The following is a 23897-nucleotide window of genomic DNA, read 5'->3' on the forward strand; positions in this document are numbered from 1 at the left end:
AATCTATAACAGAAGAGTGCCAGCTTTACACAGGTAAATAAAAAAGACTCACGGGAATGTGAGTCTTTTTTTGTATGTAATTTCAATAACTATTGTGCCAAAATACCAATTTTGAATTGTTCTTTCAGAGCTTTGGCGCTTGCAGGGTGCTGAGCAAACATTTGAGTAGCATCTTTGCCACATCATCGAACTATCTGGGCTCCACCTGGATGACGAGGAATATATGAAGTAACATCATAGACTCCACCACTCAGAATCAACCAGCAATCCGAAGCTGTATTATGTTGTATTACTTCAGAAGAGGTATAGGTTTTTGTAGGAGGTGTAGTTGACGGAGTGATAGGAGAAGGTGTTGGTTTCACAGTAGGAGCGGTAGTAGGTGTATCTTCTTTTGTTGTTATTGCGGGGAAAGTTGTTTCTGTAATTGTTGTGGGTGTTTTTATGATTTCTTTTGTGGTAGCTGGGATACTGGTTCATCATCATGAGCATGAAGCTAGGAAACATGCACATGCAAAAGTGAGAAAGAGTTTTTTCATAAGAAATGGTGAAGAATATAAAAATAATTATAAAAATAATCAGATATTTACAATTCTTCATCTCTTTACTTTTCAGAGTTCTTTATTTTTTGACTGGTTCCACTATGCTCACCTCAGGATCTACAATTCTTTGATATCCTGCTTTTTCATAGCTGAGAAGATCTGCCTGATTGAGTCTAAAAGAACTGTAATTGCCGATATATTTTCCCTTGAGTGCTGACATACATTTGACGATATTTTCATGCCAATTTGTCGGAGAAGAAGCATAAATGGGTCATCGAGGATTCCCCCATCATGAGAGCTGATCGATGGTCTGGTAGTGTCCGAGCCACTGATTATTTACGACCGATGCAATAGCTCTCACTCCGGCACGCGGTCCATCATAGTCGCGTCTATCGCCACCGTCAGTATTTCAGACATTCCCTATATTACCGCTCGTAGTCAGGTTTTGTCCGAGAGTACTTTCTGCAAATCATACACAGAGAGTAAAGGAGGGATCTACGCTTTCGCTTATACTTTCTTCGATCCACATTTTTTGGTCTCGAAATGCTGTACCAGCATATTTTTCGAGCATATTTTTTTGCCTTTCAATCTCATCTGTTCATGCGATGAAGAAAAATCCAATACTTTTTTGTGCCACTACCAAATCGATCTCTTTTTTTGCTTTTTTCATATCATCGATGTATTTCCAGCCATAACGTCCTGGAATATATTTTATATCGATATTCTCGAGACTCATTTGCTCCATAGGATCAATCAAAACACCTCGGAGATATGTTTCTATGTGGAGATTATTTTTCTCACTGTGTTCGATGATAGACCCAACAGTGCCGATTTCTTCTCATTTTTTTATAATGCTAAAAAGTTTGAGATCCTTTTTTGATTTTATATTTCTGTAAACAGTCATAATTCCATTTCTATGCTTCATGATAATGACTCATGGGGTACTCAGAGTGGCCTTTCTTTGCGCTATGATATACCCATCATTCAGCGCTTTCACGACGGTATCTCGCGAAGCCACAATATCGAGTCCTGTATGATGTTCACCATGTATATTATGAAATTTTTGATCTCGAAAATGAAATCAAAAACCTTTATCAGTCGCGATAGGCCACAGAGACTCTGCGACTCTTTCTTCTTGCATCCTGAGGTCCTTTTCAGCTTTGATATATCAGAGGACCCAGGCACAAATAGCTGTTTTTTCTTTTGAACAGTTGTATTGTTTGCTGTATGTCTGGATATCTACTTCATATTCTGCAAATTTTTGTTCAAATCTTTGTGTCAGGGTTTGGGTTGTTTTCTGATTGCTTTTTAGAGTTTCTTTGATAGCTCATTGTCTTGCGATAGTTTTTCCGAGAAGTTCTTCTTTGATTTGCTCTGTTTCTGCTAATTCGGCATCGTACCTATCAAGTCGTGTGATAACTCGTGCCTTCTCCTTTTTTTGAAATTCGATGACCTGATAGATTTTTGCTATTTTTTCCTGATTTGTTTTTTGCTGGGCCATGAGACTTTGTGAAGAGAGTTTCATGATATTTAGTATTTCAGATTCTTTGATAGAGGCACCAAATGTTTTTGGGAGGAGGAGACTCATAAATGTGATGTTTTGGTCTCATTTGATATCGTGTATATATTCTTGTTGGTAAAACTTTTTCAAGAGTTCATTTATTTCTTTTTGTTTCGCGTCGAGTTGGATTTTTTCAATCTGTAGAATACCCATATCCTTCTCCAGTTTTTTCATTTCACTGGTACTTATTTTTTGGTTATTCTTTATACTTGATTGGAGAGTATGGAGTTCTGTAAGTGCCTTTTCTTGGTATTCCTTTCTCACGGAGGCGATATCCTGATATTTAAGGAGTGTCTTTTGTATAGTGCTAAAATGAGCCCTTGAAGTCCCAAGAGCGTCAAGCTCTTCTTCTTTTTGTTGAAAGATGGTGAGTAATTGTATATCAGGGACAAATGCAGAAATATCCTCGTAGACTGACTTTGAGATGTCTTCCGACGGTATATTCTCATTTTGAGCAAATACCATAGCACAAAGAAATGCACAAACAGCAAGTAAAAGAGCGAAAAAAGATTTGGATTTCATACAAGATTAGATTATCATATATTCATCTTAATTGCAAATTCTTTTTCATGTTTAAAAATTTCACCCCAGAATACAAATTTTATCTTCTCAATGCCGAAAACATCGTTAGACAAGAAGGATTTCAATCACTTGAATCACTCGATATCATAGCTGAGATACTTCGTTCCAAAAAAGGGCACATTTTTTCTCTTTTTAACGATTTTGGCATCAATGAAAAAGTCTTTCTCGATGTGATGACACACCCGAAGTTTTCTCATCTCATCAATCGAAAAGGGGAGTATACCGGTATATCAGAAAATCTCAGGAATATCATAGTTTCTAGCGTGAAAGTGGCAGCGAGTTTTGAGAAAAAATTTATCGGAATTGAAGATTTTATGGTGGCACTTATCCGACAGCAAAATTCATGGTTTATTGAATTTTTGGACTTTATACGCATTAACGTGAGGGATTTTGAGCAAGCATTGATAGATTTTAACCATATGCAAGGGGTTCAACAATCGGGAGTAGATGAGCTCGGCAAGATTATGCACGTGATAGAACAGGGGCTCTTGAGTGGTGCGGAAATGGATGACATGCAAAAAAACCCTATGTTTGCTAATATAGGATGAAAAGACTCTAAGAAGGATGATAGTCAAACGCCCGCATTGGATTTCTTTTGTAATGATATCACTCGAGAAGCATCTGAAGGGAAGATCGATCCAATTATCGGACGAGAAAAAGAAATCGATCGACTCATATCGATTCTTAATCGAAAAACAAAAAATAACCCCGTACTTACAGGCGATCCTGGAGTTGGAAAGACGGCTGTCGTAGAAGGATTGGCCCGCAGAATCGCTGCTGGTCAAGTTCCTTTTGCTATGCAACACAAAAAGCTCCTCGTGCTCGATATGACGAGCCTGGTAGCAGGAACCAAATATCGTGGAGAATTTGAGATTCGTATGAAACAGGTCATCGAAGAAGCATCCAAACTCGATAATGAGGTTATTCTTTTTATTGATGAAATTCATACTATTATTGGAGCAGGGGGATCCGAGGGGATGCTCGATGCTGCCAATATCCTCAAACCAGCCATGGGGCGCGGAAAGATACGCATTATTGGTGCTACGACACTTTCGGAATATCAAAAATATATCGAAAAAGATGCTGCTCTCGAGCGAAGATTCCAAAAAATAGAGGTCGATGAACCAAGCAAAGCGATCGCTATAGAGATTATTCGATGACTCAAGACGACTTTTGAAGACTATCATAATCTGATTATCGCTGATGATACCATAGAAGAAGCCGTTGAGCTTTCGGTCAGATATATCACAGATCGTTTTTTGCCAGATAAAGCGATAGATTTGATCGATGAGGCCTGCAGTGCCAAGAGTATGACCTATGTTCACGGAGAAGATGAAATCAAGGTGCTCAAATTGGAAGCTGAAAAAATTCAAAAAAATATTGCTGATTTTGTGACGTCTCAACAGTATCATAAAGCAAATAAGTCCAAGGAACAGCTTCAGGAAATAGAGGACACAATCCGAGAAAAGAGGAAGAAAATCACTATTCCACGAGATAAAAGACATACGATTCAGGTAGCGGATATACAAAAAGTCATTCATCAAATCACTGGAGTGCCGATCAAAACACTCTCCGATGAAGATATCCAAAAATTAAAAGACCTTGAAAAACATATCGGGACAAAGATTATCGGTCAAAATGATGCTATAAAATCCATTGTTTCGACGATTAAACGTTCTCAAACGGGCATCTCTGATCAAAATAGACCTCTTGGAAGTTTCCTTTTTCTCTGACCGACGTGAGTCGGAAAAACAGAACTAGTAAAGGTACTGGCACGAGAATATTATTGAGATGAAAAAGCACTTGTAAAAATCGATATGAGTGAATTTTCTGAGCGACATTCTGGTTCCAAACTTATTGGGACTACTGCAGGGTATGTGGGATATGATGAAGGTGGTCTATTGACAGATAAAGTTCGTCGTAAGCCCTATTCAGTCGTTCTCTTCGATGAGATAGAAAAAGGGAATACAGAAATTTTTAATCTCCTCCTTCAAATAATGGAAGATGGTATGATCACTGATGGAAAGTGACGGAAAATAAATTTCAAAAACACTATTGTCGTGATGACGAGTAATATTGGTTCAGAAGAATTTACCTCTAATGCGACAAAAATAGGTTTTGATGTTGCTGAAGAGACAAAAGAGCGGATTATTACTGATTTTGATGCCATAGAAGAAAAGGTTATCAAAAGTCTCGATGAGTACTTTAGTCCAGAATTTATCAACCGTATCGATAAAATCGTTGTTTTTCGACCTCTTGACACGAAAGCTATAAAAAAAATCATCACCCTCCAGCTCCAGAATCTCTCTGCACGACTTCTAGAGCTCGGCGTTACGCTCGAATGGTCAAATCCTGTGATAGAGAGAATTCTTCGAGATACGTATAATCCAGAGTTTTGAGCTCGACCAGTCCGTCGCTATATCCAGACAAAAATCGAAGATGAAATCGCTGATAGAATGATAGGAAAAAAGGTCTCTGTTGTAAAAATTTCAACAAAAAAAGAATGATTTGATTTTTCTGTACTATAGATTCAGTATCTTACAAAAGTATTCCACAATCTATATTGTAAAATAATCGGGTAAATAACCATTATTTTTTAGTTGCTTCTCTGAGCGTGCGTGTACAATGAGCATGTTTATTTTTAATTTCTTTTGTCTATGAAAGATTCTTCTTGTTGTAATGGTGCTGGACTGAATACTTGGTTTTGCCCAAATCTTGTGAAAGTCGTGGCTGGTGTCATCATGATCACTGCCGGTATCGTGAAATTTCTCGGAGGTTCTCAGGTAATGGTATTGGTTGGTGGTATGGCTCTTAGTATTTTTGGTGTTAAAGAGGGTTCCTTCATAAACCTTGCCATGACGCTCGGATACATCGCAGCGACGATAGAAGTGCTTTGAGGACTTTCATTTGCACTCGGGTGTCGTAAGACATCACAGTATGCTGCGCTTGGTCTTGCTATTGTTATGTTGGTTGTTTTGTTGGCTAGATTCACTAATCTTGATGCAACGACAGGAACGGCATTTGAAGTATTTTCATGAGTCTTAGCACAAATCCAGTTCGAGCTTCTCCTTTTTGCTCTTTTTGCACAAAAATCTTTTTGAGTATTCTGCTGCAAATCGGCTTGTTGTGGCGCTGATAAAGGCGGTAAAAAGTAATATTTTTTCTCTCAAAAACCTGCCGAATCCGGCAGGTTTTTTTGACGAAGCAGAGAAAATCATACAATACAGTCCTATGTTTTACAATCCCTATACAGAAAAAATAGGAGAATATCCCAATATTCTCAATGATGATAGTGTTATTTGTGGTCATAAGGGGAAGTGGAAAACCTTTTTTCAGAAAGAAAAACTGATGCTAGAAATCGGGACTGGGATGGGGAATTTTTTTGCAAATTATGCTGAAAATAATCCAGCAGTAGGATGTATCGGCATTGAGCTCAAATTTAAGCGTCTCTATCGTACCTATGAAAAATGTGTAGAAAAGGGGAGACGTGATATCATCCTACTCCGCATTATGGGGCAAAGGATTATAGAGATTTTTGAGACGGAAGAGGTCGATGAGGTATATCTTCTTTTTTCGGATCCATGGCCCAAAAAAGCCCATCATAAGCATCGTATTATACAACCTGAATTTCTCAAAAATATCTCAAAAATACTTGCACCAAATGGTATATTTTTCATTAAGACCGACGACGATGCTTATGCTACATGGATTTCTGAGCATTTGGATCAATCTGGTATTTTTGAGTATCAGATGACGGTAGATGAGGACCCAGAAAAACGCGCTAATCCAAAAAATTCGACAGAATTTGAAACCATCTGGAGAAGCCAAGGGAAAAAAATAACGGCCTTTATTTGTAAGAAAAAGTAAACATTTGTGAGTGAAATAATTTGTTTTTTTGAGACTTTTTCCTATAATTTCAAGCACTTTCTCTATTTTTCTTTTATTTTTTATGGTCAAAAAAATTAGTATTACTCTTGCCCAGGTAATGGCAATCTTGGCACTTCTCGGTATCTCCCTCAGTGTGGTCGGAACGGCCTGGATTGGTACTCAGCCACTACCACGAACAGATCCTCTTATGTCAGGCGAACAGAATATCCAAATCCCTGGGAGTGAATCTCCTGCTGGACAGAAATAATATCTTAGATAACTCACTACTCCTGTATGAAGATTGAAAATATTGGTAGAATTGTGACACTGTGTTTTGTGGCACTTTTGCCGTGGTCTGTTATTTTTTCTGTTTTTGGTACCGAACGGCTTCATCTCGATATAGCTCGGTATTTTAAAGAGATTTTTTTGGGAGTTATCGGTATCTTATACATCTATGAAATCATAAAGCGAAAACTCAAGATAACATTTGATACCATTGATTGGGCGATTCTATGATTTATTGGAGTCCTTCTCGTGGTGAGTGTCATCAACGGTACTTCTCTCAAGGGAATTCTCTATGGATTACGATATGATGCTGGTTTTTTATTGGCCTTTATGCTTTTCAGAAGAGTGCTGGATCTCTGGGGCATCTCATTCCAAAAAATTGCCAGAGTTTTTTTGATATCCGGAGGAATTATGCTTTTTCTCGGGCTTCTCATTCGTTATGTTTTTAGTGAGACTATCCTGACCCTTGTATGATTTAGTGATAAAGTAAGTGTGTGGGACGCAGGATGACCTCCTCCTATTTTTCATGGTATTCCATGAGCAGCTGTTGCACGATTTCAGGGATTGCTGGAGTGACCCAATCAGATGGCCTTCTTTTTGATTCTCTATATTGGCGTCTATCTATCAGTTTTTGCCAAGTGGAGAAAGTATTTTTTTATGAATATATTGGTTGTAGGAGGTTTACTTTTTCTCTTGATGCAGACATATAGTCGAAGTGGATACGCTGGAGTCTTCTTGGGTGGTCTCTACGCTGCAGGGTATACGATATTTCAGATGATACGACGAGGAAATATAGTAAAAAAATATAAGATTACCCTCTGAAAAATACTGATGGCAGTGGCTGTTGTTATTGGCATATCCCTTGTTTTTATATTACAATTTGGCAATAAAATTGCACCTATCTTCGAACGACATGGATCAACTTCAGGGCATTTTGAGCGTATGTATATTGGACTTCTCCGCTTCCGTGATCATCCCTTTGGACAGGGGCTTGCGCAGTCATGACCAGCGAGTCGTTCGGTTTTTTCCGTGAACCAAATACCAGCCCTAGAACCATCAAAAGATGAAAGTATTCGCCATGTTGTCGATATTTTGAAAAAACGTAATCCAGATTTTATCTATGATTCAGAGACGTACTATATACCAGAAAGTTGGTATATTCAACAAATGATAGAAGGGGGGATATTTGGTATTATACTTTTTTTGAGCATTCTCTTATTGATAGTCTTCAAATTAAAAAACTATACATATATTCTCGGAGCGACACTCGGCATACTCCTGATGAATCTTGTTCTTCATTCATTTGAATCTGTACATACTGTGATGATATGGAGCATGATTGTTGCGAGTATTATGGTTATCCCGAAGAAAATTTCGACAAACATTTCCTTATAATCAGAGTATTTTTTGAGCTAATAATTTCCAATTTTCAGTGGTGATATCTTCTGCTCGGATATTCTCTGAGAGTCAGGATGACATAAAGGCATCTCGTATAATATTCTCATTATATCCTGCATGTATGAGATTTGAAAAAAGCTTTTTTCTTTTCTGAGAAAACCCTTGCTTCATGATAGTAAGTATTTTTTTTATTTCATCACGGTTATGTCATTTTTTGAGTTCAAAGCGAAGGCATGTCGACCAGACTTTTGGAACAGGCACGAAATTATTGGGGTGAATATCACATATTTTTGAGATATTTGCCATCAGTTGACATGCGAGAGAAAGAACCGAATGTTTCTTATCACGAGCCAAAATACGTTCTGCGACTTCCTTTTGCATTGTTAGGTGCATCGCTCTGGGAAGATGAGTCACATCATACAGAAAATGCATCAGAATAGGGGATGTAATGTAATAGGGAATATTACCATAAATAATATATTCCTCAGGCATAGTGATACTGTTCGTATTTTTAGAATAGGAAGTATCTGATATGTTTACTTTCAGTACATCATTTTGACAGATATGAATATTTTGATTTTGAAATCTTTTTTCCAAAATAGCAATCATATCAGGATCTATCTCGATCACCGTGAGAGAATGAGGATTTTTTGAAAGAATGCATTCTGTGAGGTCTCAAGGGCCAGGACCAATTTCTAATATATCATTTTGAGAGAGGTCGTTAGAAGCGATAATGGTATCGAGGATATTTTTATTCTGTAAGAAATTTTGTCCCAGATGTTTTTTCGCTGTGATAGAGGATTTTACCATTGTTCCTTACTATTATTGGTAGAGATTTTTTGTAAAACCTTGGATAGATCGGACGAAGTTGGTCATTTTTTTTGTAAATATATCCCAGATATTCCCTACTTTTTCTTGAAATTGATTATTTACTTTTTCTAAAAAAGTTGCATTTGATTCTTTGGCAAGATCTGCAACTCATGTTGTCATTTCATCTAAAGCCGATGCTCTAAATGCATCAAGAACTTTCGGTGCGAGCTCAGTAATACAATCTGTATAACTACTTACGAGAAGCTCTGTATTATTGTTTGCAAATCATATATCATTTTCTTGCATAATTGCAATTGCATCATCTCGCGCGGTGGCGCATCATGCCTTGAGCTGACTACTAAGACTGGTTGCATCATTGCATGAACTGTAGGGGGGCTCACAAAAAGTAGCCATTATCGTATAGATACGCTCTGTTGGTTTCATATCTTTTGGCATATTTTTCACATTCTGTACCTCTTTTCTGGCTTTATCAAAGAGAGAAAGCTCGCTTCATTCTTGAGGTTTTTCCCATCGATTCTTGAGAGAATCTTCATATGCTTTGTTAAATTTTTCTTCAACTGTGAGAGTAGTAGCAGAAAAAACCATTGATAGAGAAAACAGAAGGAGAAGAGAAAGTATTATTTTCATACAATTTTCTTTAGAATTCTTTTCCAGAGAGGTATGTGTTCTGGTGGTTTTTTTCTTTTGAGCCCAAAAGCTCATGCTATAATCGTACCGAGAACGATACTCGTGATAAGTATGTCCATTTTTTTTATTTTTTCTTTTGATTTTCTAAAAAACATAGAAGGAAATTAGGAATCAAAATCTTCTATATGTTCGACCTTCACACTTCTCGTATCGACGATGAGATAGGGGATAGTGACGATGAGCATACCTCGTTCTATCGTGGCACGGATAGTATCGAGTGCGAGATTTTCTGGCAGAATAATAGACCGAGAAAATGGGCCATAGAAACATTCTTGGACAGGTACTTTGAGAGCTTCTTGATAGATTTCTGGTTCAGGCCTATTGCCACTGATAGTGAGTACATTACGCGATACGCTGACATCTACGTCGCTTCTTGGCACGCCAGCAAGAGGAGCAATGATGATATATCACTCGTGGATCTCGAGGATATCGACTGCTATCTGTCCGACGTCTTCTCCCTGGGGAATATCATTATCCTGTACTGGAATGTTATATTTTCATCATACGAGTGTATGATTATCATCCATTCCGATGTCGCTATCCGACGGGCGTTTCAAAAACTTAAACATAAAAAAATAAAGAAGAAATAGTCTACTATACCTGTGCAATTTTGGAAAGCTTTTCCGTTTGCTCATAGGCACCAAGTGCCATCACGATGTCATCGATATTCCCCATCATAATATAGGGAAGATTGGAAAAGTTTTCACCGATTCGGTGATCCGTAATTCGATCTTGTGGGAAATTATATGTTCGTATTTTTTCGCTTCTATCACCTGTACCTACTTGTGCGAGTCGGGCTTCTCAGAGGGATTTATTGCGTTTTGCTTCTTCGAATGCATAGACCCGAGAGCGCAGGATATTAAGGGCCTTCTCTCTATTTTTGAGCTGAGATCTCTCATCTTGACATTCGACGACCATCCCTGTAGGTGTATGAACCATACGTACGGCTGATTCAGTTTTATTGACATGCTGACCTCCAGCTCCACCGGCACGGCAGACGGTGATTTCGAGGTCTTCATCACGGAGTTGTATGTCGAGCTCATCGACTTCAGGAAGTACTGCAACGGTGACAGTGCTCGTATGGACTCTTCCTTTGTTTTCTGTTGCTGGTATTCTTTGGACACGATGAGTACCACCTTCAAATTTGAACCTGGAATAGGCACCATCTCCCGATATTTTCATAATGATTTCTTTGATGCCATCAGCGTCATTGCGGGATTCGGACATCGTCTCAACCTGAAATTTGTGACGAGTAGCGAAGAGGCGATAACATTCTGCGAGTTCAGCTCAAAAAAGTCCCGCCTCATCTCCACCAGCACCTGCACGGATTTCGAGAATGACATTCTTTTCGTCGTTTGGATCAGGAGGAATAAGTGCTATTTTGAGTTTTTCTTCCAGAACAGGAATGGTATTTTCTAGATTGCTAACTTCTCATTTTGCCATTTCACGAAGCTCTTCATCGGATTCTTGTCAGAGCATTTTTTTGGCTTCTTCGAGATCTGAGAGGGATTTTTCGTGCTCATGATACATTTTGACAATAGGGTCGAGGTATTTTTTTCTGATCAAGAGTTCTTTCATCCGTTTTTGATCATTATAAATATCTCCTGATTCTAGGAGTTGCTCTATAGACTGGAGTTCTTGGACAAGTGGTTCGAGAGAAAAAATCATATCCGGATTATACACAGAATCTCAAAAATAAAAGATTATTTGATTGAGAAAATAATTATACGTGTAGTATATATGCTATGTCTCTTGCGTCACTCCAACGATATGGTGAATGGTATTATACTCGGTATTTTCCTTCCAGAGCTTTTTTGCGAGAAAAAATTATGAAAAAATGTCCAGATTCTGAGCTTGTTCAGTCTGTTATGGATGCTCTTTCTCCATTATTTATTGAGAAAAATATTATAGAAAGTCGAGTCCACGACGCTATCTCTCAAGGGAAAACGATCTACCATATTCGACAAAAACTGAAACAGAAGAAATTTGATACAGCTCTTACTGAGGAAGTACTTGAGGGATTTATAGATATTTTTCAGGATGATGAGACATATCGAAAAGTCATAGAGACTTTTTGCCAAAAAGCTCAAAAGAAATGATTTTCTCGGAAAAGAACTTCCTATGAACTCAGGTTTAAATACCCTGATTCTCAGGCGCTTATCTCAGAAATATTACAGGAGTATAGCGATTATACCATTCTCAAGAATAGCATACCAATACTTCTCAAAACGTGATTGCCAGAAAAGATCATACAAAAATGTCTTCAGAGGTGATTTACCCTGAGTGATATTCAGAAAGTAATGAAGGAACTTGTTTCTTAAGAGAGTTTCCTTTTTTGTACGTAATATGTGCTGAATCCTGCAATAGTGAGACTGAGGAGGATAATAAGGAGTATTTTGGTACCTGTTGGGATCTCTGTCATCGCTTCCACTGTAATACCCATTTCACACTCTGGGGCAGCGATGTCATCGACAATACAGGCGACCGAATATTCTCCAGGCGTGGTAAAGGTAATATTCTTTGAACACGTATCATACGTATTGACGATTTCACCATCTCTGCTCACTTCGATCTGACAAGTACTGGACGAATCAGTGGTGTTACAGGTAATCTCAGTCCGAAAAGGAGCTCCTCAAAATTCTCCTTCAGAGCTATCAATATTTTCACACATAGATGGTTCGTTGACGACGATAACAGTGATTTCAGTGTCATCGCAGTCATCCACACCTTGGTTTGTGTCGACTCATATACCACTTACACACACTGTATTCTTTTCATCAGGAAATGTGTTTTCCGTGACTGATCTTTCTCGGCACATATAGGCAAAGAATTCTCCCGGATCAAAGATACTATCTTTATCTCCGATATTTTCTATTAGTTCTCGTGTTTCACGAGTATCTTTTGTACAATCAGAGGCAAGTTTATCAGTGATGATGAGGTTTTCTAAGGGTTCATTTCCATTATTCGTCACTTTTACAGAAAATTCTGCCGTTCCATCTTCATCGATTTCTTGTGTATCATCGAGATTATCAATATCATTTTTCTCTATTTTTATATTTGGATTTGATTGTTTCATAAATATCTCAGTGATATCTGAATCAGATACATTTATGGAAGAAATTGCTCCGACACCTGTAATTGAGGCAGTATTTCTATTATTTGGAAATGTAGAGCTTGTAACATTTGATTTTGTACACTGATAGGTAAAAGTCTCTCCAACATCAAAATTTGCTGTTAATCCACCAGCATAGAGCACAGCTGTTTGAACACTACTCCGATTACAATCCGAAGCATATTGGTCTGTGATAACGACATTTTTGAGAGCTTCATTACCATTATTTGTAAATCTCACAGTGAAGGTAGCGGTTCCATTATTTTGGACTCTCTGTATATCATTGCCATCGTCATCAGGTGTTCCTGGGGTAGAATCATCTTTATCGATGAAAATACTTGGGATGGGATTTACTGGAGGATTGGTGATAGTAATGTTTTTTGTACAAGCATCTGGTGTGGAATTTTTTCCATCAATATAACATTTGATGGCATAGACACCAGGTGTAGCAAAAGTCATAGTACCAGTTGGAGTTGTACCAATAGACGTTGCACCATTTGTGATATTATAGCTGGTTGCATTACTCGCATTACAAATATAGGTGATAAGTGTATTGGCTGTAGTAGAGGTGGAGGATACTGATAAGTCATTACAAACTGGAGCACCAGATATGGTTAAATTCTTATTACAAGTTCCTGAAGTAACACCAGCATTCTGAGCATTTTTGGTATAACATTCAACAGAATATTCCTTATTGGCCGTTGCGGTATTTGCGGGAATAACAAATGTTTTTGAAGCACTACTTTGGTAATCTATAGTACTTAAGATGGTACTTCCTTGTCTAAAGATGAATTTATATGCATCGGTATTCGTCCCAGAGCACACTGCTGTAATAGTGCCTCCATTATAAGTAAGAGCTCATTGTGTCACAATATCGAGATTATCACATACTGGCAAGATCGGCTGAGGATTCGTGACCGTGATGGATTTTTGACACGCCGGAATTACACTGTTTCCATTTACAGCACAGCTGATGGTATAAGTACCTGCAGTTCAGTAAGAGAGTACTCCAGACGAGCTGGTCAATGTCACTAATGGGATTCCTCCCAGGACACTATATGTCGTCCCAAGAGGAGGACTCAAAGGATAATAGTTTGTTCTACATTCATAGCCGACTGACCCTCCTGTACTGATTGTTTGATCAGAGACTATGAGATCTTGACATACGGCAGGCGTGATTGATTCAGTTTGACAAGTCGCGCTACATCCATCTCCACTTACCATATTCCCATCATCACATTGTTCTCATTTGGCTGAATCAATGCTATTATCTCCACACCATTTTGGGAAAGTAAATGCACACTGAATATGATCTTCAAGCGCTCCGTCAACTCACGTTGCGATATTTGTAGTTCGCGATGCTGCATTAAAGGCAATTCTCCACATTGGTTTATTTTTATCACTTTGTGTTGCGCTGCCACTGACGCCATCGAGAGATATACCACCCACTGAACGTACGTAGGTTAGAAGGGGATCTGCAGTATAAAATATTCAAAATATTCTATTAGTATTTGGAGCATTATTGGCTGTTTGCCAAAAAGGTTGCCTCTGGGGATCCGAAACAGAGATCTCCTCAAATTTAAATCATTTTATATTAGATCGCGTTTCAGATAGATCAGAGCCAATCGTAAATTTCGGATTCAATACATCCCAATCTACCCAAGTCTCATCTGTCCACATAATTCTTGGTGATACACCAGGTACATCAAAGGTATCAGAGAGATTGGCTATATTTTCTATAGCATGGCCTGACCTATAGTAGAGATCGGATGTCTTAAAACAGGTACCACATTGATAGGTAGTGCCATTTGAAAGGGTACCAGATTTATAACCAGTAAGTCGAGTATCATTACAATCAAGACTCGTAAAATTTTCTGCTAAAACAAAAGTGTTTAGCAATAATACCAGAGAAAGAAAAAATATTTTTTTCATAAAATTAGCGTCAATAATTATTAGTAGGATTCACAGGTCATCGAAAATCAGCTGGTGTCGTAGGTCACATAGATGTACCAGAATTTACTCAACCATTAAGACTTCCAGTTCCATTGGTTCCTCCTGGAATTGAGATTGGTGGAGCGTCAGGAGTCCCAGGCCCCTCAGGTGGAATATCTGGTGTTCCTGGCCCCTCAGGTGGAACATCAGGTGGATTTGGTCCCTCTGGTGGATTATCAGGATTGCCTGGTTTTTCTCGTTTTACTCCTCTACTGCCACCTCATTTGAGATTAATAATAAGAGGCATTCGGAAGTATACGGTAGCAGGGAGATTATCGAGGTAACTCTCAGGCGTATTAACACTTTCTCCAATAATTAAGTTGGCACAATCCTTCTTAATGGCACAGACTCTGAACTTGCCAGATGTCTCTGGAATAAGGAATATGAAAGCCTCTCAATCAAAGTTATTTTCTCATGGTGACTTTACCCTTCTTGTAGTGTTGTATCATGCTATATGTCCATATCTTCCTTGTCCTATTGCTCTCACAAGAGCATCTGGAGTGATATTGAATCACTTGACTTTAGAAAGATTGTCCGAATAAGTATCCGCTATAGACTTGTTATTGATTTCACTGTTTCTGAATACTTGAGCAACTGAATCTGGATTTGTAATATCTACATTTTTGAGCAATTTTCGAGAATATGCTGTGCTCTTTTCAGATACATTATAACCCCCACCAGTTGTTCGATCATTCTCTGTTTTCCATTTTTCTGGATTTCCACTGTAGGCATCAATCATCTTTGTTACTCCTGGAGTATATCGGCTATGTACGAGACTATAGATAGCCCTCTGATCACCACGCTGATATTTATAAGAAGGGATATCTTTACCTGTCTCATCACGATAGGGGGCATTCCCTCCACTATAATAAGCATGGATAGCTTGTCGAATATATCGAACATTTGGACCATAGATAGCTTCGCTTGGGAGTACATGAGTATCAAGAAATGTTTGTTCTGATCAATAACCACTGAGCATACTCAGCATTTTATTATAGCGACCAGTTTCCGATCCGCTTTCTGCGAGTCATCGTACTGTCTGTGTTTGAGCAAGTTTTTCTAGGAGACTAACACGTCGTCCCTCTTCGGGACTTCCTGGTTTAAATTTGATACTTGCAAGTGTTTTCTGTGTATCCCATGGTCAGAATTCTTGGGCTCTTTGGAGATTTTTTGCTCGTCCTTTTTTGACTCAGCTTGTGAGCCAATTGCTACTGACATCAATTTGCGCTCCAAATTCCTCTATAGCAGAGAGGACATAAGCAGCTTCTTTCCCATAGAGTCTTTTGGCTTTTTCAGTCGCTCATGTAGTAATGCGCATTTTTTCACTTTCATTCCAAAATTCATTATGAGCTGCTTGAGCTTGTTCCCGAGCACCTTCACCATGGAGAGCTTGGGTGATTGCATTTTTAGAAGGGAGGTCAGCTTTGTGAAGGGGGATAGGAGTACGGATTTTACCAAGCAAGATACTTACTCCTCCTGTGAGGATAAAGGACACAACTCCTACGAGAAGAGTTTCGACGATAGCTTCTTGGCGATCTTTTATCGTAGCTGGTGCTGCTATGATTTGTTGAACACGAGCTTCATCTTGTGCACCAAATGATCTACCCATTTTTTTCATAAAGTTTGAAAATTTTCGTGCATTTCATGATTTTGCAGCATCCCGTGCGGCACTTTCAAATCCTTGTTCAATAAGAGGCAAGAGCTTTCCCTTTGCTTGAGGATAATCACTTTCGATACTTGCGAGCCACTGTTGTCTTTTTGGTCCACCAAATATCACTCAAAATAAACCTCACTCTATAATTCTTCCATTGAGATCTTTGGCGATTCCGAGGACCATTTTTTGATTCGCTCGTGAGCTTTCTGTTGCACGCGCCATTGCTCATTCTGTTCTGAGTACTCAGAGACTCTTGCGAGTATCACCGATTACTCCTCTTCGAGCAGCTTCATATTTTTGGAGGAGATCCGGCTCTCGTTTGAGTTTATCCATAAAGGTGAGATTTTGCTTTGTTTCTCACTTGTATCGGTCAGTAAAGCTCTTTCAAAATCTGTTTTCGTATTGTTCTACGAAAGCTTTTCTTTGAGCTTTACTTGCTGATCTTACGAACTCTTGCTCATCATTGAGATAAGAAGGAGACAGTTCTTGTTTCTTGAATCATGCCATAAGAAGGGATTAGTTCCCACCTATTTTCTCACACTTTTTACCCCTTAGCAAATACATTATACCTTGACAAGTTCATAATATATCACACAAGATAAATACTTCAACAGATTATGAAAATTTCTTCATTATTTTTTTCAAAAATACTCTTTATTTTTTGAATACCACTCTCAGCATTGAGGTGCCATACAGCATTGTGTGGAATGAGATGACTGAATTCTGAACAGGGGAGAGCCCTTTCGCAGAAATCATCCACGAGAATTTTTCTATCCGATGGTATGAGGTTGGCTAATTCGGCAGCATAGAGAGGCTCAGTCTGTGTTGTTCCAAATATAATAGTCATTTTTTTCTTATGACCAATCTGATTGAGCATTTTGGCGAGAATTTTTATATTTTGTTCGTTATTAGCCGTATCTACGAGAATATGAGGAAATATCCATTCAAATCTTCCTACATTATGGACATTTTTCAGACCCGTCATGATTTTTTCTTGCTCGAATCAGAGATCTTTCAATGCTTGTAGAACCAGGAGGGCGTTCTTTTGTTGATGATCTCCAGGGAGGTTTGTGATTTTTAGAGTTCCGAGTTCCGAGTTCCGAGTTCCGAGTTTGGCTCAGATTTTTTCACAGTATTCTTTTACTTGTATATTTTGAATCCAAGTGTAGAGATTTGTACCATTTTTTACAATGCCGAGTTTATTTTTGAGAACACTTTCCCGTGTTTTCCCGAGTATATGAGAATGTTCGATAGTAATCGAAGTAATAAAACAGGCGAGAGGGTGTTCAAAAATATTGGTTCCATCGTAGAGACCTCAGAGTCCTGTCTCTACTACGGCATAATCGACTTTTTCATCGGTGAAATAGAGTACCATTGCCACTACCTGTATTTCAAAAAAAGAAAGCTCAATAGTATATTTTTTTGCCAGTTTGAAAACACTTTTGTAGTATTTATTCAATCTTTCGTTGCTTATGGGGCGTCCATTGATCTGGAATCTTTCAGTAATATTGATGAGATGTGGCGAGGTGAAGAGTCCGACTTTTTTATGAAATTGTTTAAAAAGTACTTGCGAGATCATCTGACAGACGCTTCATTTTCCATTACTTCCTGTCACATGAAACACTTTGAGCGTATTCTGTGGCGAACCGATATATGATAAAAGGCGGAGAATATTATCTCTTCATACTGTCATGCCTCATGGAGTGAGAGACATAACCAGATCAATATATGAGTGATTTTTCTTGAGAAATTCCACTGGAGATGTTAGGAATTTATTCGGATGAGAGCTGACCGTCACCAACGATAACCTTTGCATGTCGGAGAGCTTTCTCTCCTCTCATATATCACTTCTCCACCTCTACCTGAATAGTTGAGAGAGCATGGGGTACCTGAGATATCACATCATGGAGGTCGGGATTTACTTCTTGCCCTACCGAGTCCATAGGCGTGATACCAAAATCACTCACAACTTTTTGCATTCAGCGCACAATAGAACCAATTCATTCTACCCAATTATTTTTTACAAAATCTTCGGGTATATGTTCGAGAGCACGTTCGAGATTATCGAGGATGGGGAGAAATTTGAGTATTGTTTTATCCTCTACCCATGGACCGATTTGTGCTGATTCTTCTCGGCTTCGACGGATGAGATTACTATAGTCCGATTGTGCACGAGCGAGCTGTTCTCGTAAATCAATAATTGTATTTTGGAGTTCCTGGAAGAGGACATTAGGGTCCGTGTCATTTCATTGTGCACCTTGTCCAGTAGATCATCCTGAGTTTTCAATACTCTCTGAAGGAGATTCTTCTACGATTTGTGGGTCAATAGCGGGGTCTGATGGCATAGGAGGAATAAATAGTAAAATAGGAGCACAAGAAGTGAAACTTCTCGTCTTTTTTGGGATATATTTTTCTTACTTGAGCAGAGATTTCTTAGCGGCTTGTACGAGAGTAGAGAGCTTTTTCTTTGCTGCGACTGCGGCTGGTGATTTTCAGAGTTTTTTGAGAATGCCAGATTTTTCTGCATAGATGGATTCTATTTTATGCTGTATTTCGACAGCATCAATGCCATTTTTTTTGAGCTCTGAGATAGTTTCAGCGAGTTCCATTTTCGCGAGGTCGAGAAATTTCATCAGATCATCTTTTTTTGAAAGAAGGAGTTTTTTATTTTCTGGAGTCCAATATTCTTTTTTGATTTCCTTGAGAGCGTTCTGATGTGTTGTGAGGATTTCTTTCCCTGCATCTATTGCCTGGTCTGTGAGAGTGGTTGATTTTTTGGTGCCTTTTTTACCAGTTGTTGAGAGATTTTTTTGAGCATATTTTGCTCCCACGACCACGCCAGCGAGATATCCCAGTGCAATAAGAAATTTTTTCATACAAAAAGAATTAAGAAATAATGTTCTTATTGTATAGGACTTTTATTGCTTTGCAAGATGTTTTATTGGACCTTTCAAATATTTTTGAGGTAGATATACATCGCTTGTGCTATTTCCCCTCGAGTTACCGGTTCATTTGGACCAAATGTATCACCACTTATATTCTCAAAGAGTTTCTTTTTAAAAGCAAATTCCGCATAGGGTTGTGACCAATGCTTTGGATCAACATCCTTCCAGGTTTTCGTGATTTTCTGTGGCATTTTTTCTCCAGCAGCAAGAGCAAATATAGCCAGGAATTCAGCTTTTGTGATATTGTTGTTTGGGTTAAAAAGAGGCCTATCCGTTGAGATAATTTTTCTTTTTACCGCTTCGGTAATAAGAGGATTGAGCCAATGATCTTTTGGTACGTCTTTAAAAATTCCTACGAGTATTTCGCCATGATGGATGATCCCGAGAGAATTCAGAACCATTCCGAGTAATTCCGATCGTGTCACAGTTTGATGGCTCCTAAAGAGCCCATCGTCATATCCTGAGAAAACTCATTTTTTTGCAAAATAAGTAATGGCGTCATAATATTTGCTATCTGATGGTACATCTGGAAATGATGTGGTAGTATTTTTTGTTTCAGTTTTTACAACAGTTTCAGGATTATTTATAGCAGGATCTTCTTGCTGCACAGGTTTATTTTCAATATTTGATACTGGTATTGGTTTTGAGATTGATATGTCTTTGCCATCGACTGCGGTTGCGTGATCTATGAAATCGATAGGGTTTACGGAATAAAGATCTATCAAGTCTTGGTTCAGGCCATTACTGACCCCATCAAAGAATGACATACCAGCTACATTTGCATCATCAAAATCAAAAGGCCAATAAGGGTGAAATGGAGCATCACTATTATCGATTTGGAGATGGAGATGTGGTGTAGTGGTGATACCAGACATACCTACTTTTCCTATGATGGTTCCCTTGCTGATGATATCTCCTGTGTTTACGGAGACACTATCGAGATGGAGGTAATTCGAATAATATTTTCCTGTCACATTGTTATATTTCACGTTTCTATGTTCCACGACGACATATTTATTATTATCATCGTTGACTACTTTTACGACGATACCATGAGCAATACTAAAAATCGGTGTCTGCATAGGTGCCCTAATATCTACACCATCGTGTGATCCAGCACCGACCTGTCTTTCCTCGTCCATATAGGCGCCTTTATAGACGGTAATATAGGTGAATAAACTATTAAAATCCGTCAACATGTCACTATATTTTGGGAGTGGGATGAGATCATCTTGAGCGATTTCGCTATACGTAACCTCAGCACGTCTATCGATATAATCGCTTTTGCGCCAATCAGGTACAAATGCTATAGGCATCATAGCTCCATCGAAAGATTTGACAGCCCCATTTTGGGATATAGAGAGAATCCATTTCTGATGTGGGAGTATGACAAAAAGAGCCGCAAGAGCGAGAACACCATTGATAACCCATAATTTGGTAAGATGAGAACAGATACTAGATGAAGAAGTCATAAAGGATGTTTTATGGCAATATCATATCATATGTTTTTTTCAGAAGCAAATGTTTGACATTATTTTTTTGTGCATATCATTTACACTATGAAATGGATTATTATTAGTATAGCATGTGGAGTCGTCGGATTTATGATGTATTCCACGTATTCGAGTATAAGTACTCAGCTAGAGTCATCGGCGATTGGTACAAAACCTGCCGCTCCTGCACCAGCGAAAGTTTCGGTAGAAAAAGTAGAAAAAACTCTTATAGATACAAAAAACCAGATTAAAAAATAATCTATGCATCCACACGAGATACACCATATAAAGACGTATATTGTATTCTTTATATTGAGTGCTTCCTTGATAGGTTTATTGGCATATCTCTATATTCCTATAGGCACAAAGAATACCGTACAATCATCAGTCATTCAGGAGGCCCTTCTTCCTCCAGCAACAGTACCTCCTCAACTCACACAAACACAATCAATGCCAAATGTCATCACACCCGTGGGGACAGGTGTCGTAAAGACCTCAGAAACTGATGTTTCGGTACGACGTATGCGGCTCGTCAAAATACTACTTCGTTCACAACAAGAACTCAAAACACTGGAGGGGCAGCGGAGTGCTTCCCCAAAATGACTCGATACAATATCTGAAGATGCAATACAAAAATTACGAGAGAAGATCGCAGCACTCGAAAAACTTATCACAGAGATACAATAATACTACTCTTTTGAGAGAGGGGCTATCCTGATATTGAGACTTTTTACTCCACTAGAAAATGCTATTTGAGCCACGTCTCACGCAAGCGAGATGATAGTGCCTCGTCAAAATTTTTGATGAGAGACACGGTCTCAGAGAGAAAAGTCCTGTACTATATTGTGCACTTTTCTTCCGAGTCATAATGTTCGTGGTTTCGCATCAGCTGTTGTCAAGTAATCTCACCCTCAAATAGTTTCATTTTTTTCTGAATCGGAAAAAAAAAGTTCGCTTATAAAATTCCATCTTTTTGGCACAATATCTTCTCGGTATTCTACCGGTATTTCTGTGACGAAACGACTCATAATATTGCTGGAATAAGTACCAAACGTATATCGTTCATTTGCTCGAGTTATGATGAGTTTCTTTTTGGCACGTGTCATGGCTACATAAAAAAGTCGTCTTTCTTCTTCAAGCTGATCTGGCTCAAATAGTGTCCGAGAATGTGGAAAAATCCCTTCCTCAGCACCAGCAATAATAACATGATCAAATTCTAATCATTTTGCACTATGTGCAGTCATAAGAAGTGTCTTATCTCATTCTCATTCATTTTCTTGTTCAGCAGTAATAAGTGATATATCTTCGAGAAAATGCATCAGTGACTCTCTCGGGGGTATCTCATCATAATGTGATGCAAGATTCTTAAGCTCACTGATATTATCCATTTTGGCTTCAACATCTGGTGGAGAAAAGTTTTCTTCGAGGTAATCACGGTATTTTGTAGCTTGAAGAACTTGTTCGATGAGGATTCTTGCTGGAAATTGATAGGAAAGTGTCTCTATGTCTTCAATAAGTATACAAAATTGTGTTAAAGACGATTGTGCTGCTGTTTTTAAGAGAGGAATATTGGTAATATGATTTTTATCTTTTGCAAGGTCTAGGAAGTTAATACCTGAACTTTCAACATAGTGTATCACTCGTTCGATAGTTGTAGGACCTATTTTTCTCGTAGGCACATTTACAATTCTTTTCCATGCAATACTGTCCTGAGGAGTCAAAATGACTCGTAGATAGGCGATAATATCTTTGATTTCTTTTCGGTCATAGAACTTGAGTCCTCCGATAATTTCATAGGGCACTCCATGTCGGATCAGTGCTTCTTCGATAACACGTGATTGTCCATTGGTACGATAGAGTATCGCCCATGAAGTTGGATTCTTTTCGACAAAACATGCAATTTTATCCGCTTCTTCCCGTTCACTCGAGCATTCATGGATTTGGATTTTATCTCATTCTTCTTGATCAGTCCACATACGTTTATCGAGGGCGGAAGCATTATTTTTTATGACGATATTTGCTGCATTGATGATATTGGACGATGATCGATAATTTTGTTCGAGTTTGACGACTTCTGCTTTTGGAAAATCTTTATTAAAATTGATAATATTTTTGATATTGGCTCATCTCCAGGAATAAATGCTTTGCCAATCATCACCGACGACACAGAGATTTTTTGATTTACTTGCGAGAAGCTCGATGATTGCATACTGAATAGAGTTGGTGTCCTGATATTCATCGACACAAAAATACTGAAAACGATTATGGAAATATTCCAAGACGCTCGGTATCTGAAGAATCTCAAGAGTCTTTGCGAGAATATCATCGAAATCAAGTGCATTATTTGCTTGCATTTTCCTCTGGTAGACAGGGAAAATCTCAGCGACGATTGATTGAAAATGATTTTCAGCTGTACTCGAATAGGCATCTGGTGAAATCCCGCTATTTTTTGCGAGAGATATTTCATATTGTATTTTTCGTGGTGGTGCTTCTTTTGGGTCAATCCTTTTTTCTTCTAAAATAGTTCTTAGGAGTGATATGACATCATCGGTATCATAGATAGCAAAATTTCTCTCGTAGCCGATTTTATCAATATACAGACGGAGAAACATCACGCCCATCGAGTGAAATGTCGAAACCAGTGGGAAGTCGCGAGGCATACCAAATGACTGGGGAATATATCGTCCCAATTTCTTCGCAATTCGTTCGCGCATTTCTTTTGCTGCTTTATTTGTAAAAGTGACACAGAGGATTGATTCAGGAGAGATTCAAACGGTATTAATCATATGATAGACCCGTTCCGTCAGAGTATGAGTCTTGCCAGATCATGCTCCTGCGAGGATAAGAAGGGGGCCATCGATGATATCGACTGCACGGCGTTGTTCTGAATTAAGAGAAGAAGACATGTATTGACTATAAGAAATAGCTCCACGAAAGTGTCGAGATAATAG

The 23897-nt window shown here is 38.5% G+C and carries 22 protein-coding genes; 8 read left to right on the top strand and 14 right to left on the bottom strand.

Annotated features, from left to right (window positions below; all coding sequences use genetic code 25):
* Positions 1-89: 89 nt before the first annotated feature.
* A complete protein-coding gene (locus WC753_04385; protein ID MFA6080681.1) occupies positions 90-536 on the bottom strand; it encodes a cytochrome b5-like heme/steroid binding domain-containing protein in 447 nt (148 codons plus the stop codon).
* A gap of 82 nt (positions 537-618) precedes the next feature.
* Positions 619-2622, bottom strand: coding sequence for a peptidoglycan DD-metalloendopeptidase family protein (locus WC753_04390; GenBank protein MFA6080682.1), 2004 nt, complete (start codon positions 2620-2622; stop codon positions 619-621).
* Between the two features lie 47 nt (positions 2623-2669).
* Here WC753_04390 and WC753_04395 point away from each other — a divergent pair, with 47 nt between their 5' ends.
* The 5 genes from WC753_04395 (at position 2670) to WC753_04415 (ending at position 8229) form a co-directional block, all read left to right on the top strand.
* The gene (locus WC753_04395; protein ID MFA6080683.1) at positions 2670-5210 is read left to right on the top strand and encodes an ATP-dependent Clp protease ATP-binding subunit; all 2541 of its coding nucleotides are present in this window, start codon (positions 2670-2672) and stop codon (positions 5208-5210) included.
* Between the two features lie 129 nt (positions 5211-5339).
* On the top strand, positions 5340-5837 hold the full coding sequence (locus tag WC753_04400) for a hypothetical protein (GenBank protein MFA6080684.1): 498 nt from the start codon (positions 5340-5342) through the stop codon (positions 5835-5837).
* Complete coding sequence (trmB, locus tag WC753_04405; GenBank protein ID MFA6080685.1) at positions 5764-6549, top strand: tRNA (guanosine(46)-N7)-methyltransferase TrmB; 786 nt, start codon at positions 5764-5766, stop codon at positions 6547-6549. The genes WC753_04400 and trmB overlap by 74 nt, the downstream gene beginning before the upstream one ends.
* 82 nt (positions 6550-6631) lie before the next feature.
* On the top strand, positions 6632-6817 hold the full coding sequence (locus tag WC753_04410; GenBank protein ID MFA6080686.1) for a hypothetical protein: 186 nt from the start codon (positions 6632-6634) through the stop codon (positions 6815-6817).
* Positions 6818-6843: 26 nt separating this feature from the next.
* The gene (locus tag WC753_04415; protein ID MFA6080687.1) at positions 6844-8229 is read left to right on the top strand and encodes an O-antigen ligase family protein; all 1386 of its coding nucleotides are present in this window, start codon (positions 6844-6846) and stop codon (positions 8227-8229) included.
* Here the strand turns inward: WC753_04415 and rsmA are convergent.
* The 5 genes from rsmA to prfA are packed head-to-tail and all read right to left on the bottom strand — an operon-like array spanning position 8224 to position 11418.
* Positions 8224-9042, bottom strand: a complete 819-nt coding sequence (gene rsmA / locus WC753_04420) for a 16S rRNA (adenine(1518)-N(6)/adenine(1519)-N(6))-dimethyltransferase RsmA (GenBank protein ID MFA6080688.1) — start codon at positions 9040-9042, stop codon at positions 8224-8226. The two genes, WC753_04415 and rsmA, sit on opposite strands and share 6 nt — an antisense overlap.
* Positions 9043-9054: 12 nt before the next feature.
* Positions 9055-9690 carry a hypothetical protein gene (locus WC753_04425; GenBank protein MFA6080689.1) on the bottom strand — a complete coding sequence of 212 codons (636 nt, stop codon included), beginning with the start codon at positions 9688-9690 and terminating at the stop codon, positions 9055-9057.
* Positions 9681-9845: a hypothetical protein gene (locus tag WC753_04430; GenBank protein MFA6080690.1), complete on the bottom strand. Its 165-nt coding sequence runs from the start codon at positions 9843-9845 to the stop codon at positions 9681-9683. Before WC753_04430 ends, WC753_04425 begins: the two co-directional genes overlap by 10 nt.
* Before the next feature lie 9 nt (positions 9846-9854).
* The gene (locus WC753_04435; protein ID MFA6080691.1) at positions 9855-10319 is read right to left on the bottom strand and encodes an Hsp20/alpha crystallin family protein; all 465 of its coding nucleotides are present in this window, start codon (positions 10317-10319) and stop codon (positions 9855-9857) included.
* Between the two features lie 25 nt (positions 10320-10344).
* The gene (gene prfA / locus WC753_04440) at positions 10345-11418 is read right to left on the bottom strand and encodes a peptide chain release factor 1 (protein MFA6080692.1); all 1074 of its coding nucleotides are present in this window, start codon (positions 11416-11418) and stop codon (positions 10345-10347) included.
* A gap of 77 nt (positions 11419-11495) precedes the next feature.
* On the opposite strand from prfA, the gene WC753_04445 reads away from it, so the two are divergent.
* A complete protein-coding gene (locus WC753_04445) occupies positions 11496-12071 on the top strand; it encodes a hypothetical protein (GenBank protein MFA6080693.1) in 576 nt (191 codons plus the stop codon).
* On the opposite strand, the gene WC753_04450 is transcribed toward WC753_04445, so the two are convergent.
* The 6 genes from WC753_04450 to WC753_04475 all read right to left on the bottom strand — a co-directional run bounded on the left by WC753_04450 (position 12068) and on the right by WC753_04475 (position 20925).
* Positions 12068-14794 (bottom strand): hypothetical protein, encoded by a 2727-nt coding sequence (locus WC753_04450; GenBank protein MFA6080694.1) that lies wholly within the window; start codon positions 14792-14794, stop codon positions 12068-12070. The two genes, WC753_04445 and WC753_04450, sit on opposite strands and share 4 nt — an antisense overlap.
* A gap of 4 nt (positions 14795-14798) precedes the next feature.
* On the bottom strand, positions 14799-17015 hold the full coding sequence (locus tag WC753_04455; protein MFA6080695.1) for a hypothetical protein: 2217 nt from the start codon (positions 17013-17015) through the stop codon (positions 14799-14801).
* A gap of 37 nt (positions 17016-17052) precedes the next feature.
* Positions 17053-18222: a Mur ligase family protein gene (locus WC753_04460; GenBank protein ID MFA6080696.1), complete on the bottom strand. Its 1170-nt coding sequence runs from the start codon at positions 18220-18222 to the stop codon at positions 17053-17055.
* Positions 18223-18280: 58 nt separating this feature from the next.
* Positions 18281-18853 carry a nucleotide exchange factor GrpE gene (locus WC753_04465; protein ID MFA6080697.1) on the bottom strand — a complete coding sequence of 191 codons (573 nt, stop codon included), beginning with the start codon at positions 18851-18853 and terminating at the stop codon, positions 18281-18283.
* Positions 18854-18922: 69 nt separating this feature from the next.
* Complete coding sequence (locus WC753_04470) at positions 18923-19384, bottom strand: hypothetical protein (GenBank protein ID MFA6080698.1); 462 nt, start codon at positions 19382-19384, stop codon at positions 18923-18925.
* Between the two features lie 62 nt (positions 19385-19446).
* Positions 19447-20925 carry an S-layer homology domain-containing protein gene (locus tag WC753_04475; GenBank protein MFA6080699.1) on the bottom strand — a complete coding sequence of 493 codons (1479 nt, stop codon included), beginning with the start codon at positions 20923-20925 and terminating at the stop codon, positions 19447-19449.
* An 87-nt stretch (positions 20926-21012) separates the two neighbouring features.
* On the opposite strand from WC753_04475, the gene WC753_04480 reads away from it, so the two are divergent.
* Both WC753_04480 and WC753_04485 read left to right on the top strand, forming a co-directional pair.
* Positions 21013-21204: a hypothetical protein gene (locus WC753_04480; GenBank protein MFA6080700.1), complete on the top strand. Its 192-nt coding sequence runs from the start codon at positions 21013-21015 to the stop codon at positions 21202-21204.
* Between the two features lie 3 nt (positions 21205-21207).
* Positions 21208-21633, top strand: a complete 426-nt coding sequence (locus WC753_04485; GenBank protein ID MFA6080701.1) for a hypothetical protein — start codon at positions 21208-21210, stop codon at positions 21631-21633.
* Positions 21634-21635: 2 nt separating this feature from the next.
* Here the strand turns inward: WC753_04485 and WC753_04490 are convergent, their stop codons facing one another.
* Positions 21636-23852, bottom strand: coding sequence for a UvrD-helicase domain-containing protein (locus WC753_04490; protein MFA6080702.1), 2217 nt, complete (start codon positions 23850-23852; stop codon positions 21636-21638).
* Positions 23853-23897: the final 45 nt, after the last annotated feature.

Source organism: Candidatus Gracilibacteria bacterium (assembly GCA_041660965.1).
GTDB lineage: Bacteria > Patescibacteriota > Gracilibacteria > BD1-5 > JAGOOR01 > JAGOOR01.